The 13,562-nt window shown below is 56.9% G+C and carries 14 protein-coding genes; 2 read left to right on the top strand and 12 right to left on the bottom strand.

Annotation, left to right across the window (positions count from 1 at the left end; translation table 11 throughout):
- Positions 1–4 precede the first annotated feature (4 nt).
- The 3 genes from prfA to rpmE all read right to left on the bottom strand — a co-directional run bounded on the left by prfA (position 5) and on the right by rpmE (position 2,276).
- Complete coding sequence (prfA, locus tag G7K71_RS07585; RefSeq protein WP_166344668.1) at positions 5–1,078, bottom strand: peptide chain release factor 1; 1,074 nt, start codon at positions 1,076–1,078, stop codon at positions 5–7.
- Entirely contained in the window at positions 1,041–1,946 is a 906-nt protein-coding gene (locus G7K71_RS07580; RefSeq protein WP_166344666.1) for a DUF1385 domain-containing protein, read from the bottom strand. Before G7K71_RS07580 ends, prfA begins: the two co-directional genes overlap by 38 nt.
- A gap of 129 nt (positions 1,947–2,075) precedes the next feature.
- Positions 2,076–2,276: a 50S ribosomal protein L31 gene (gene rpmE / locus G7K71_RS07575; RefSeq protein WP_013824439.1), complete on the bottom strand. Its 201-nt coding sequence runs from the start codon at positions 2,274–2,276 to the stop codon at positions 2,076–2,078.
- A gap of 195 nt (positions 2,277–2,471) precedes the next feature.
- Here rpmE and G7K71_RS07570 point away from each other — a divergent pair, with 195 nt between their 5' ends.
- Positions 2,472–3,788: a diguanylate cyclase gene (locus tag G7K71_RS07570; RefSeq protein WP_166344664.1), complete on the top strand. Its 1,317-nt coding sequence runs from the start codon at positions 2,472–2,474 to the stop codon at positions 3,786–3,788.
- Here G7K71_RS07570 and G7K71_RS07565 read toward each other — a convergent pair.
- The gene (locus G7K71_RS07565; protein WP_313884907.1) at positions 3,772–5,016 is read right to left on the bottom strand and encodes a radical SAM protein; all 1,245 of its coding nucleotides are present in this window, start codon (positions 5,014–5,016) and stop codon (positions 3,772–3,774) included. The genes G7K71_RS07570 and G7K71_RS07565 overlap by 17 nt on opposite strands.
- 208 nt (positions 5,017–5,224) lie before the next feature.
- On the opposite strand from G7K71_RS07565, the gene G7K71_RS07560 reads away from it, so the two are divergent.
- Positions 5,225–6,406 carry a Fic family protein gene (locus G7K71_RS07560; RefSeq protein WP_166344660.1) on the top strand — a complete coding sequence of 394 codons (1,182 nt, stop codon included), beginning with the start codon at positions 5,225–5,227 and terminating at the stop codon, positions 6,404–6,406.
- A gap of 110 nt (positions 6,407–6,516) precedes the next feature.
- Here the strand turns inward: G7K71_RS07560 and G7K71_RS07555 are convergent, their stop codons facing one another.
- The 8 genes from G7K71_RS07555 to G7K71_RS07520 all read right to left on the bottom strand — a co-directional run bounded on the left by G7K71_RS07555 (position 6,517) and on the right by G7K71_RS07520 (position 13,558).
- Entirely contained in the window at positions 6,517–7,419 is a 903-nt protein-coding gene (locus G7K71_RS07555) for a peptidoglycan DD-metalloendopeptidase family protein (RefSeq protein ID WP_166344658.1), read from the bottom strand.
- Positions 7,407–8,846, bottom strand: coding sequence for a transcription termination factor Rho (rho, locus tag G7K71_RS07550; RefSeq protein ID WP_243174592.1), 1,440 nt, complete (start codon positions 8,844–8,846; stop codon positions 7,407–7,409). Before rho ends, G7K71_RS07555 begins: the two co-directional genes overlap by 13 nt.
- Positions 8,847–9,160: 314 nt before the next feature.
- Entirely contained in the window at positions 9,161–9,622 is a 462-nt protein-coding gene (locus G7K71_RS07545; RefSeq protein WP_013824445.1) for a DUF2062 domain-containing protein, read from the bottom strand.
- Positions 9,623–9,637: 15 nt separating this feature from the next.
- Entirely contained in the window at positions 9,638–10,285 is a 648-nt protein-coding gene (gene fsa, locus G7K71_RS07540; protein WP_013824446.1) for a fructose-6-phosphate aldolase, read from the bottom strand.
- 360 nt (positions 10,286–10,645) lie between these two features.
- A complete protein-coding gene (locus G7K71_RS07535; protein ID WP_013824447.1) occupies positions 10,646–11,506 on the bottom strand; it encodes a class II fructose-1,6-bisphosphate aldolase in 861 nt (286 codons plus the stop codon).
- A gap of 109 nt (positions 11,507–11,615) precedes the next feature.
- On the bottom strand, positions 11,616–12,263 hold the full coding sequence (locus tag G7K71_RS07530; protein WP_013824448.1) for a hypothetical protein: 648 nt from the start codon (positions 12,261–12,263) through the stop codon (positions 11,616–11,618).
- Between the two features lie 54 nt (positions 12,264–12,317).
- Positions 12,318–12,725, bottom strand: coding sequence for a response regulator (locus G7K71_RS07525; protein WP_013824449.1), 408 nt, complete (start codon positions 12,723–12,725; stop codon positions 12,318–12,320).
- Between the two features lie 113 nt (positions 12,726–12,838).
- Positions 12,839–13,558 (bottom strand): Yip1 family protein, encoded by a 720-nt coding sequence (locus tag G7K71_RS07520; RefSeq protein ID WP_166344656.1) that lies wholly within the window; start codon positions 13,556–13,558, stop codon positions 12,839–12,841.
- Positions 13,559–13,562 lie beyond the last annotated feature (4 nt).

Genomic DNA, 13,562 nt, shown 5'->3' with positions numbered 1-13,562 from the left:
TGATTTATGCGTTATCCACCTGTTGCAGGCGCCGGGCCTGATCCGTGGTGACCAGGGCGTCGATAATTTCATCCAGCTCGCCCATGAGCACTTCCTCAAGGCGGTGGATGGTTAAACCGATGCGGTGGTCGGTGACGCGGTTTTGCGGAAAGTTATAAGTGCGGATCCGCTCGCTGCGGTCCCCGGTACCGACCATGGACCGGCGGGCGGAGGCAATTTTTTGCTGTTGCTCCTCCTGCAGCCGGTCCAGCAAACGGGCCCGCAGGACCCGCATGGCCTTTTCCTTGTTTTTGTGCTGGCTTTTTTCATCCTGGCAGGAGACCACGATTCCCGTGGGCAGGTGGGTAATGCGCACCGCGGACTGGGTTGTGTTCACCGACTGGCCGCCCGGCCCGGTGGAACAAAAGACATCTATGCGCAGGTCGTTGGGGTTGATCTCCACATCCACTTCCTCGGCTTCCGGCAGGACGGCCACCGTCGCGGCAGAAGTATGGATGCGCCCCCCCGATTCGGTGGTGGGCACCCGCTGCACCCGGTGCACGCCGCTTTCAAACTTCAACTTGCTGTATGCCCCCCTGCCCTCGATGAGAAAAATGACTTCCTTGATACCGCCCAGATCGGTGTAGCTGGTATTCATCAAATCAATTTTCCAGCCCTGGCGCTCGGCATACCGGGTGTACATGCGAAACAGGTCGGCGGCAAAAAGGGCCGCCTCTTCCCCGCCGGTACCGGCGCGTATTTCCATAATGACGTTCTTCTCATCATTGGGGTCCCTGGGCAGCAAAAGCACTTTTAATTTGTGCTCCAGTTCCCCTTTCTTCTCCTCCTGCGCCTCAAGTTCCGTCTCCACCAGTTCCCGGAAATCCGGCTCCAGCTTTTCCCGCAAGAGTTCCTTTGCCTCCCGGATGTCCCGGCACACCTTTTTATACTCGCGGTACACGCCGACGATCTCTTCCAGTTCCGCGTGGGCTTTGACATATTGCTGCCAGCGCGACCGGTCGTTAATTACTTCCGGGTCGGCAATAAGGTTGCTCAATTCCTCATAGCGCTGCTCCAGGCTGTCCAGTTTGTCCAGCATGCCTTGCCTCACCTCCTAGCACCGCTCCCAGGGCTGAGATGGCCACTTCCACCTGGTCGTCGTCGGGCTCCCGGGTGGTCAGGCCCTGCAACCACCGGCCGGGAACGATGAAAAGCCGGCACAGGAAGAAGTTGGGATACCTGGCCGAAAGCTTTAACAGTTCATAGGAAACTCCCGCCAGCACGGGCAGCAACAAAATGCGGGAAGTTATCCGCCACCAGAGCACCTGCTCACCCAGCAGGGAGAAAAGAAAAATGCTTACCACCAGCACAATGAGGATGAAACTGGTGCCGCAACGGGGATGAAAGGTGGAGTGGCGCTGTACATTGGGCACGGTAAGCTCCTCGCCGGCCTCGTAGGCATTGATCACCTTGTGTTCCGCCCCGTGGTACTGAAAGACCCGCCGGATATCGGGCAGCATCCCAATGGAGGCCACATAAAGGAGAAAGACGCCCAAACGAATGACTCCTTCGACAAAATTCTGGACCAGAGCCCCCCGCATAAAGCCGGCCAGGAAATGAGCGAGACCGGCGGGCAGGATCACGAACAAAAATACCCCCAGGGCCAGGGCCACGGCCAGGGTTAAAACAATGTCCCGGGTGCTCAGTTCCTCCTCCTCCCCCACCGCCTGGTTGGCCGAAAAGGAGAGGGCCTCCAGGCCCATGACCAGGGATTCAATTAATACCACCACTCCCCTGACGAGGGGCCATTTCAGCACGGGGAAGCGGGCAGGCAGGGAACCCACGGGCCTGGTATCCAGAACCACGGTGGCATCGGGCCGCCGCACCGCCACAGCCCTTAATGCCGGTCCCCGCATCATTACCCCCTCGATGACGGCCTGCCCGCCGTATTGAAAATCGCCCATCATACTCTCCCCTTATACTCACTGGAGGCGAAACCGCCCGGGCGTTGCTTACCCGCCGCGAAAAAAGTAAAGCGATCTTCGCCTTTACGGGCGGCATCTCCAAGCAAATAGCAGAGCCCCCGCTCTGCTACCCTACTTCAAGCCGTATTTTTTGCGGAACCGGTCCGCCCTTCCCCTGGTCTCCACAGTCCGCTGGGAACCGGTAAAGAAGGGGTGGCATTTGGAACAAATTTCTACCCTGAGCTCCTTTTTGGTCGAACCGGTTTCAAAGGTGTTGCCGCAGACGCAAATCACCCTCGCCGGCCCGTATTTGGGGTGGATGCCTTCCTTCACTGGAAAATCACCTCACTTAAAACCTCACTGCATCTTAATCGCATACTTTACTATTATAACATAGGGTATAATAAGGAGCAAGATTTGTCAGTCTTGAATTGAACGAAATTTCATGATAAGGTAATGATGTAGTATTCTGGTTGTTGTTTCGCATCACCGAACTCATATTCCTCGTTAACAGGAGGTTTTTTTAATTTGACAGGCCCCGTTTTTCACCCGCTGGTATTGTTGTTGTCCGGCAGCCGCGAAACCATCACGGCTGTGGCTTCACAGCTGGATTACGAGCTGTTTAATTTGCTCATCACCACCCGGGAAGAGGAGGCCATTGAGGCCATTCGCCGGGGCTGGTCCGATGTGCTCATCTTTGAGCCTCTATACTCGCAGCACCATTCCGGTTGTCTCTCCACTTTTTTACAGGAGCAGGGGGACGCCCTGCCGGTGATTCTCATCACCAGTCCCCAGGACCTCTTCCCCGAATGCCCGTGGTTACGGGTGTACGAGGTATTGCACAAGCCCATTAGCAGGCTGGAATTATCCGCCCGATTAAAATCGGTGGTTACCCTGCGCCAGCTGGAAAAGCAACTTGCCGACCACCCCCTGGCACCCGGAGGGGCGGCCCGGGTGCTCCTGGTGGAGGACAGCCCCCTGCAGCGGAAGATCCTGGCCGGGTACCTGACCGGGGAAGGCATCGAAGTAATTACCGCCGCCGACGGCGCGGAAGCGTTGCGTATAGCCGAACAACAAAGACCCGACATGATTCTCCTGGACGTCGTCCTGCCCGGCATGGACGGTTTTGAAGTCTGCCGGCACCTGAAGGAGAACCCCAGCCTGAAGGACACCCCGGTGGTGTTCATCACTTCCCGCCAGGGACGGGAGGAAAAAATCCGCGGCCTGGAATGCGGGGCGGACGATTTCCTGATCAAACCGGTGGATAAAAGGGAATTGTTAATTCGCACCCATTCCCTGATCCGGCGCAAGCAGTTGATGGATACCCTGGTACACCAGGCCAGCCGGGACCCCCTGACCGGCCTGTATAACCGGCGCCAGCTGGCCCTTGACCTGCAGCGGGAGCTTTCCCGGGCCAAACGTTACTCCACCCCCCTGGCCTTAATTATGGCCGACGTGGATTTTTTTAAAAACTATAACGATACCAACGGGCACCTGGCCGGGGACGAAATCCTGCGGCAGCTGGCCGGCTTGTTTGTTTCCAACACCCGGGACATGGATACCGTCTACCGCTATGGCGGGGAGGAATTTATCATCCTGCTGCCCCAGACGGACCTGGCCGGGGCGGTTGCCGTAGCGGAAAAACTGCGCCAGAAGGTGGAAAAACACTCCTTCCCCCACGGCGAAAAGCAGACGGGGGGACGGCTGACCATCAGCCTGGGGGTGGCGGTTTACCCGGATCACGGCCGGGACGCCGAAGGTCTGATCCTGGCCGCCGACCAGGCCATGTACCGGGCCAAAAAAGAAGGCCGAAACCGGTACGCCACGGCTACACCTCCCGGCTGAAATTCCCCACCAGAAGACCCGGCACTTTCTTTAACCGGTTAATAAACTCTACAATACCGGTCATTTCTCCCCGGGCCGGGGGCAGGCGGCCGAAGAGGTAGTCCGGGTCGATGTTCAAATTGCGCAATTGTACCATCTGAACTCCGGTCTCCTGGATAAAGGCCAGGAGGCTTTTAATCTCTTCCTCGCGGTCGGTCAGGCCGGGCAGAACCAGGAGGTTCAGGGAAACAAACACCCCCGCCTGCCGGGCCAGCACGATGGAACGGCGCACGTCCTGGAGATCGTAATTACGGGGCCGGTGGTAGGCACGATAAATATCAGGCCTGGCGCTGATTAAACTCACCCTTATGGAGTCAACCCCACTGGCGATGATTTTTTCCATGCCGGCAGTGTGGCCGGCATTGGTGTTTATATTGATCGTCCCCCGGGATACCAGCCGCCGCACCCGGGAAATGGCGGCGGCAATGGTACCGGCGGCCAGGAGCGGCTCACCCTCGCATCCCTGGCCGAAGCTTATAATGGCCCCGGGGGCGCTCCTTAAATGCTCCTCCATTACCTCCACCACCGCTTCCACCGGGGGAGCGGATGAAATGCGCTCCTGCGGGGAGGGACAGCATTCAGCCGGCTGCCTGGAGATACACCCCAGGCAACCGGCATTGCAACGGGGGGAAACGGGTACTCCTCCCTCCCAGCGGCGGTAAAAAATATTCTGGGCGGTAAAACAGGAGTACTCCCGGGCGCAACGGGCCAGCTGGGCCAGGATGGGATTCCCGGGACGGCGGCCCAGGCGCCCGGAAATCAAACGCCCCAGCTCCGGGGTATTGTAATGCCCGGGATCCCAGCGGTGGGGGTCGTCCGTTTGCCGGGCGGCCACCCACAACCCATCCTTATGCCAGGCCACCGCTGCATAGCCAAAAAGGGGCAGGGGCCTTTCCCCTGCCGGCCGGCGGTAAGCCGGCAAAAGGGTGCGGGTGTAGCCCTGGGGTAAAAGGGCGGCCACGGCAAAGACGGGAACTCCCCGCACCCTTTCCACCAGAACAAAATTACCCCGCCGGTCGAGCCCCACCGGGCTCCCGGCCGGAATGAGCACCAGGGAAGCCCCCCGGGGCAGGGGCATCATCTCAGAAGGGGTTATTTCCACAAAGCGGTCCCCGGTCCGTCCAACTGCAGCCATTTCAGGATGATCGTAAAAACGCCCCCCAGCATCGGCATAAACCAAACGATACACGCTTAAAAACCCCCGTGAAATACGATCCCCAAACCACTGTTCATACGCTCGTGGATATAGGTACCCATACATAATGAACTCATGTATTGGCCCGAATTGTATACGTTTATCTTTAACCAAAATATGGTTATTATATTTTTAAGCCTTAAAGTATAATAACAATAAGGGAAATTATACTTTAGTACAATAAAGCTAAGGCGGTGATTCGTTGAAACCGGAAGATTTCCCTCGCCCCAACGGCCGAATAATTCGTATTCAGGATGGAGGGTGGGCATTTATACCGAATCCACTTCCACCCGCGATAAACTGGACTCCTCAGCTTGTTGCTGAACTTTCCGCCGCGGACCGTGCCATAGGGGAACTTTCCGGCCTGGGTAAGATGATTCCAAATCCTCACCTGTTGATCAAGCCTTTTCTCCGGCATGAAGCCGTGCTCTCTTCACGCATAGAAGGAACACAAGCATCCCTTTCCGATCTTTACGTTTACGAAGCATCGGGCCAGCTCCGGTTGTGGAACGGGGATTTGGTCAGGAAAGATGTTCCTGAAGTGTTCAATTATGTTCGTGCTCTAGAATACGGTCTGCAAAGACTCAAAGAGCTACCAGTAAGCCTTCGATTACTAAGGGAACTACACGCCCTTTTGCTGGAAGAGGTCCGGGGCGCTGGTCGCTCGCCTGGAGAATTTCGAAGGGTCCAGAACTGGATAGGGCCGCCGGGGAGCACTCTTGCAAACGCTGTTTTCGTACCCCCTCCGGTTTCTAAGTTACCGGCTTTACTGGATTCCTTTGAAAAGTTTCTCCACGAAGATATACAGCTGCCACCGCTCTTAAAGCTTGCGATGATTCACTACCAGTTTGAAGCTATCCACCCTTTTTTAGATGGTAACGGACGTCTCGGCCGCATGCTTATCGTATTGCTCCTGTGTGCCTGGGATATCCTCCCGCAACCCTTGCTGTATTTAAGTCCGTACTTTGAATCCCAGCGCGCGTCGTATTACGACCTGCTGCAAGCAGTCAACACAAGTAGTGCATGGGAAAGTTGGTTCATTTTCTTCTTGCGGGGGATACGTTACCAGGCCAGGGATGCCATAACTAGAGCGACTAAACTTCAGGAACTCCAGGTGGCATATAGGGAGCGTTTTCAACGATCAAGGATTTCTGGCGGCTTACTAAGTCTATGTGACCTTCTGTTTTCTTTCCCTGTCGTAAGTATACCCCAGGTTGCACAACAACTCAATGTTACCTATTCTATGGCTAAAAGGTACATGGAAAACCTGATCAAGGAAGGAGTTCTATACGAAATTACAGGCCGGAATAGGAACCGCCTCTACATGGCCAGGGAAATAATTGCGATTCTTGAGAAACCCCCTTCCTTAGCATCCACCGGTTAAAACCATCTGAACACCATTCGGGCATGCTCCAACAATTTTACCCCCCCATTATAACCAACGGGGGAGGGGCCGGTCAATGACCCGAAAAGGCCCGCTTTGTTCGCGGGCCTTTACACCCTGGTGCGGGTGAGACACAACAGGGGGTCATAGGGTATGCCGTTTAAGCGCACCTCCAGGTGCAGGTGGGGACCGGTGGAACGGCCGGTGCTACCCACCAGGGCGATAACCTCCCCGGCTTCCACCCACTGCCCCGGCTTCACCAGCACCTGGAGGGCGTGGGCGTAAAGGGTCTCCAGTCCTTCGCCGTGATCAATAACGACCGTGTTGCCGTAGGTACCCCGGGGGCCGGCAAAGGTCACCCGGCCGGACCGTACCGCCCGGATGGGTTCGCCCTCCCCGGCGGCAATGTCCACCCCCTCGTGGGGCCGGCCATCCCGCCAGCCAAAGGGGGAGCTCACCCAACCCACCACGGGCCAGGCCAGCTGATCCACCGGCAGGGCCGCCGTGATAGCTGCTGCTGCCAGGTGATCGCCGTACCCGGCAGGAATGGTCACCTGCTGTCCCGGAAACAGCGTATCAGGGTTTGACAAACCGTTGACGGCCACCAGCCGGGACACGGGCACCCGGTAGCGCCGGGCAATGTCCGAAAGGGTTTCGCCGGGTAACACCGTATGTGTAAGTACCCCGGCGGGAATTTGCAGTACCTGTCCTTCCACGATCAGGTCGGCATCCCGGATACCGTTTGCTTCCTGCAGGGCGGTTACCGGCAGGCCGAAACGGCCGGCAATATCCTCCAGGGTGTCACCGGGCTGCACCCGGTACATATGCCGTTCACCGGCCGGCGGGCCTGTTTCCACCCGGGGGAGGTTGCCGTAGGACACGCCGGTGAGAATGGCCTCATCGGGCGCGGCAAAAAGAGGCATCCTCCCGGGCAGCAGGCATACCACCAGGAAGGTCCCGGCTGCGAGCAATATGGTTAATTTGCGCAGATGTTTCTTAACTAACTTGCCCATGTGCAGTCCTCTCCTTTAGCTGCTTGATGGCGGGGCAGATAAAAATCCCGCGCCATTTTGTGATCAGGCAGTCTAAAAAAGAGGATTGCCCAAAAGCGAGCTTTTTTATACATGGCGGGAGAGTACATTACGCGAACGGTCACTGGCCTTCGGGGGTAATGTCCCGGCGCACATCGGGGGGGTCTGTCGGGGGGAACCACCGGGCCGCTCTTGCGGGCAGTACGGAAGAGGCGCAGGAGTTCTTCGTTGGTTTTGTTTTTTTTCATGCGCTCCACGAGCATCTCCATGGCCTCCCAGGGGGCCATGCCCACGGTTGCCTTGCGGAAAAACCAGATCCACTCCAGTTCATCCCGGGACAGCAGCAATTCTTCCTTGCGCGTGCCGGAACGCTGCACATCAATGGCCGGGAACAGGCGCCGTTCCGCCAGGCGGCGGTCCAAAATCAGCTCCATATTCCCCGTACCTTTGAACTCTTCAAAGATCACGTCGTCCATCCGGCTGCCCGTTTCAATGAGGGCGGTGGCCAGAATGGTCAGGCTACCCCCTTCCTCCAGGTTGCGGGCGGCACCGAAGAACCGCTTGGGCTTATGGAGCGCCGCCGGATCCACGCCCCCGGACAGGGTACGCCCGCTGGGGGGGATCACCAGGTTATGCGCCCGGGCCAACCGGGTGATGCTGTCCAGCAGGATCACCACATCCTGCTTGTGTTCCACCAGGCGCTTGGCCCGTTCCAGCACCATTTCCGCCACTTTTACATGGTTTTCCGGCGGCTCGTCAAAGGTGGAACTCACCACTTCCCCGTCAACCGAACGTTCGATATCGGTGACTTCCTCCGGCCGTTCGTCAATAAGGAGCACGATGAGGTAAATTTCAGGATGATTCTGGGTAATGCTGTTGGCAATTTCTTTTAAAAGCATGGTTTTGCCTGCTTTGGGCGGCGCCACAATCAAACCCCGCTGTCCTTTGCCGATGGGGGCAACCAGGTCGATAATCCTGGTGGCAACCCTGTCAGGCTGGGTCTCCAGGCGGATCCGCTCCTGGGGGTAGAGAGGGGTGAGGCCGTCGAAATGCAATCTCTCGACGGCTTTCTCCGGATCGACGCCGTTAACCTGTTCCACACGCAAAAGGGCATAGTAGCGCTCGTTTTCCTTGGGCCCGCGCACCTGTCCGGCTACGAGGTCGCCGGTGCGCAGGTCGAACCGGCGGATCTGGGAGGAAGACACGTAGATATCATCGTGGCTGGGCAGGTACTGGAAGGGCCGCAGGAACCCGTAGCCGTCGGGGAGTATCTCCAGCACCCCCTGGGCGTAGATGAGCCCGTTTTTTTCCGTCTGGGCTTTAATGATTTCAAAAATCAGTTCCCGCTTGCGCAGGCGGGAATACCCGGTAAGCTCCAGTTCCCGGGCTATTTTGTACAGTTCCTGCATGGTTTTGCCTTCTAGTTCCGAATAATTCACACTGCATCCATTCCTTTCCAAATACTACTGGGGAGCGGCCCCAAAAATTCTGCCGCAACGCCCAGCACTCACTGAAAAAGCTGTACTTCAAAGACCGGCATTCACCACTTATTACAAAAGGTTTTGGAAAAAGGATCATTAGTTCAGTGAGTACTGGGTCCGTGCTTACTCCAGGGCTTCGTGTAAGATGCGCACCGCATCATTGTCATAATGGTCTTACTGAATATTTACAGGAAGTTAAGGAGGAGACCAGCCCGGCTGGTTTTACACAAGAGGGGACGTACTCAAGAATGTTTTATGGCCCGCCGTACTTCCAAAATACGGCGCACGAGGAAGTAAATCAAGATCCACGCGAGGGCAGCGTCTATAGCTGCACCAATAAAAAAGGGGTAGCCCATTTGTTTGAGGGTGGAAAGGGACCCCCCGGCACCCGCACCAACCGCCAGGCTGTCCCCGGTGACGGTGCTGCCCACGAGGTAATTCAGGGCGTAAAAGAAGGGAACGGCCCACTTGAAAAAAGCAGCCGAAAGGGCGGCGGCAACGGCGCTTACCCTTAAGCACCGGGCTAAGAGGTATGCTACGGGGATGCTGATCAGGGGGATGGGGAAAAAGTCCAACGCCGTACCCAGGGCGACCCCGTGGGCAATTTTATGCGGGGCGTCGGGAAGGTCCATTACTTGATGATATTTTTCTACCAGGTAGTTTTTCCAGCTCAAAAGTTTTTCCTTGACGCGCATCATCACCATGGGTTTTGGAATATCTTACTTCCTGGGAACCGTGGCCCAATCGGCCAGGAATCTTTCAATACCGATGTCGGTTAAGGGGTGCTTGAGCATTTGCATGAGCACTTTATAAGGTACGGTGGCGATGTCCGCACCGGCCCGGGCGGCCATGGTTACATGTACCGGGTGGCGAATACTGGCCGCAATCACTTTAGTCGGGAAATCGTAATTGCTGTATATGGCCATGATGTCCTGGATCAATTCCAGCCCGTCGTGGCCGACATCATCCAGCCGGCCCACAAAGGGGCTGACATAGGTAGCCCCGGCCAGGGCGGCTAAAAGAGCCTGGTTGGCCGAAAAAACCAGGGTAACATTGGTTTTGATCCCCTTGGACGCAAGGAACTTCACCGCTTTGAGCCCTTCACCGGTCATAGGGATTTTGACTACGATGTTGGGATGAATGGCTGCCAGTTCCTCCGCCTCCGCAATCATGCCTTGCGCATCAATGCTCACTGCTTCGGCGCTGATCGGCCCGTCCACAATGGAGGTGATTTCCCGCACCACTTCGGCAAAATCCCGGCCCTCCCTGGCAATCAAGGACGGGTTGGTGGTTACGCCACTGATTACCCCCAGGGCGTAGGCTTTTTTGATCTCTTCCACATTGGCTGTGTCTAGAAAAAGCTGCATAAAAAGTCCTCCTTGAACTCCGGCCATATCTATTTTAGATACTGTCGCGTAACTACCCGGGGCGGCGGTCGTCCCCCGTCGCTCCGTGCTACGGGCCGGACGAAACATCGACTTGCCTCGGAGCGAACCTGGCAGCGCTGCATATGCGCCGGAAGTCTTTTTTCCTCATGGGTAGTTATAGCATAAAGTAGCTCAATCATTCTATCGATACTGTTACCAGCGCGATTCGCGCTGCCGGTTCGCTAACCTCGGCAGCGCCGTGTTTCGTATCCGGCCCTCCGCAATGTCGCTCCTAAAGGGACGACCGCCGCCCGTTTCGTTTCCGGTTTTACGACTGTACCTTAATGAGGCCGCTAATTTTTACCCCCTGACCTTCCCGGAGCAGCCAAAGACCCGCATCTTTTCCCGGATTACCTCAATGGCCGCTTCCCGGGCCGGACCCAGGATCTTGCGGGGGTCGATTTCCTGGGGATTTTCGTCGAGCTTGTGCCGGACCGCCCCCACAAAGGCTTCCCGGATATTGGTATCAATGTTTATCTTGCGCACTCCCCGGCGAATGGCTTCCCTGATGGCTTCGTCGGGCACGCCGGAAGCCCCGTGCAACACCAGGGGAACGGGCACCAGCTCTTTAATCCTGGTCAGGCGGTCAAAGTCCAGCCTGGGCTCGCCTTTATAGCGGCCATGGGCCGTGCCGATGGCTACGGCCAGGGAATCTACGCCCGTTTGCTCTACAAAGTAACGGGCCTCCTCCGGGTCGGTAAAAAAGGCCTCCCGGTCGGTAACCGCAATGTCGTCTTCCACACCGCCAATTCTCCCCAGCTCAGCCTCCACGGAAACCCCCACCGGCCTGGCAGCCGACACCACCCGGCGGGTAAGGGCAATATTTTGCTCCAGGGGCAGGTGGGAACCGTCAATCATCACCGAGGAAAAACCGGCTACCAGGCAACGGACGACCTGATCAAAGCTGGTACCATGGTCCAGGTGCAGGGCCACCGGTACCCTGGCGCCGCGGGCGGCCACCCGTACCATGGCCGCAATATAGTCGACGCCGGCGTACTTAATGGCTCCCTGACTGGCCTGCATGATCACTGGTGCCTTTTCCGCCTCCGCCGCAGCCACGATGGCCTGCACTATTTCCAGATTACTACAATTAAAGGCTCCCACGGCATAGCCTTCCACCGCGGCTTCCCTGAGCAACACACTTACCGGAACAAGGGGCATTTCATTCCCCCCCTTCTTTTTTTTCCATTATCCCCCGGGGAAAAATTTTTTAGTATAATCGCCGTTACCACACGCCCTGCCTTCGCTACGGCGGGGACAATGCCACCAATCACAGTTGCGGCGGCGTTTCCCTGGTTTTCCCAAGATGGGCGAAAGTATGCCGGGTCAACTCTATTTTCCAGGTACGCCCTATGGCATCCAGATCTTTTTGGGTTTCTGCATAAACTATGTAAAGGTTGTCGCAACGGCTACAGTGCAGTTCCAAGCGATCGGGGAAGATATCCACTTCAATGCGTTGATTTCCACACTCGCAGTAAAGCCTCCCGGCTTTACCCAGGTTGTGCATATGTTTTAAAACCGCAGACATCACTTCCTGGTTATGGAAAAAGTTATCCACCATAAAATCCAGCCCATTCAGGGTTTCTTCCAGGCGGGCCTGTTCGTGCACCTGGTCCTCCGCCCCCAGGTACCCCAGCTCCAGACCGGTAGTCTGGCAGAACAGCTCGATGTTCCCGCTGGACCACAGAGTGTGGGCGTTAACCAAAAGGGTGTGGCTTGCACCACAAACCACACAGGGGACCTGGAGGTTCACCTTATTGCCCTGTGAAGTGAGTGACAACTTGAGCGCACCGCAGGAACAGTGGATATGCAGTGAGGAACGGGCGCCCACCAGGGCAAAACGGGAAATCCCGTGGTGTTCCAACCTGCCGCATTCCGGACATCGCATCACCAGGGTCGTTTGGGTATTGATGACCACGCAAACCAAACCCCCACACGGTAACCTTTAAAAAAACTTGTTGCCTTACTCCTTTTAGCCAATTACCTCCAGGTATCTCCTGGCCGGACGCCTGTCCGCCAGGAGGGCCCGGACAAGGTAACGCACTTCCTGGAGATCAAAGGGCTTGCTCACATAATGTCTGACTCCCAGCTTTTTGGCTTCACCAAGCAGTTCAAGCTCCCCGTATGCGGTCATCATGATCACCGGCAGATCCGGCTTCAGCTTGCGAATTTCCCGCAGGGTGTCCAGTCCGCTCATTCCAGGCATTTTCATGTCCAGCAGCACCAGGTCTATACCACCATGCTTAAGCTTCTGGAGTGCCTCAGGGCCGGAAACGGCCACTACCACTTCATATCCGTCATCTGTGAAAGCCTCCAGCAGCATCCGGCGCACTCCGGCCTGATCATCTACCACCAGCAAGTAATACCGGCAATCCGTCATCCCCCTTACCCCCCTGCCTGAAACTGGTTTCACCCTCACGGCGTGATACGTTAAAGTAGTGATTCGGCAGGGGGTATCAAATCCCTTCCATGGGGGAAATTTTTTTACCAGGGTCAGCTGTTCAGGGGAAAGAGGGAAGAGATGCCCGCAGCAAAAAGCACCAGCAAAATAATCCCGCTCAGGATAATCACGGCCGGTGGCAGCAACACCGTAAGCAAAGCGCGGCTTGCTGAAAACTGGTATACCTCCATCAGCCCCAGGACTACCAGGACGACACCCCATATGAAAACCGCCAGTCCTAAAATCGCCGTGACCACGGTTAAGGTCATTCCCCGGGTATCAAGCAGGAAAAGCAGCAAATCAACGGGTATCATGAGCAGTGCCGGCAACGCCGCCAGGGCAGTTATGGTTAAGATTCCAGAGGCCCTGCCCCGTCCGTCCAGCAAGCCGGCGGTAAGGTGCAAAAGGGCGCTCACCACCACCCACTTCACATACTGGAAAACCAGGCCTGCCACCGCCACGAGGGGAGCGGCCGGTGCCAGCCAGTGCATGCCCATGTAGGGATGACCGGGCGGCAGGGTCAGGCGGTACCCCACCAGGCCCCCCATGAGGGCGCCGGCCAGGTTGACCAGAGTGAAGATCAAAACCGCCAGGCCAAGGGGCGGGCGGGCGGCCAACCGCCGGAAAGTAGCCCTGGGGTCAAAAAAGACCCCGTAAATGATATCCAGAAAGCCCATGGGGGGCTCCGGGGGAGCCTCATTTACCGCCGGGACGCCATGAACATCTTCACCGGAGGATAAAACCCCGCCGGGATTCTCGGTGCGCTCTTCCACCTGG

Origin of the sequence: Desulfofundulus sp. TPOSR (assembly GCF_011393055.1) — a bacterium.
GTDB lineage: Bacteria > Bacillota > Desulfotomaculia > Desulfotomaculales > Desulfovirgulaceae > Desulfofundulus > Desulfofundulus kuznetsovii.
This window is presented reverse-complemented; position numbering and strand designations above follow the sequence as displayed.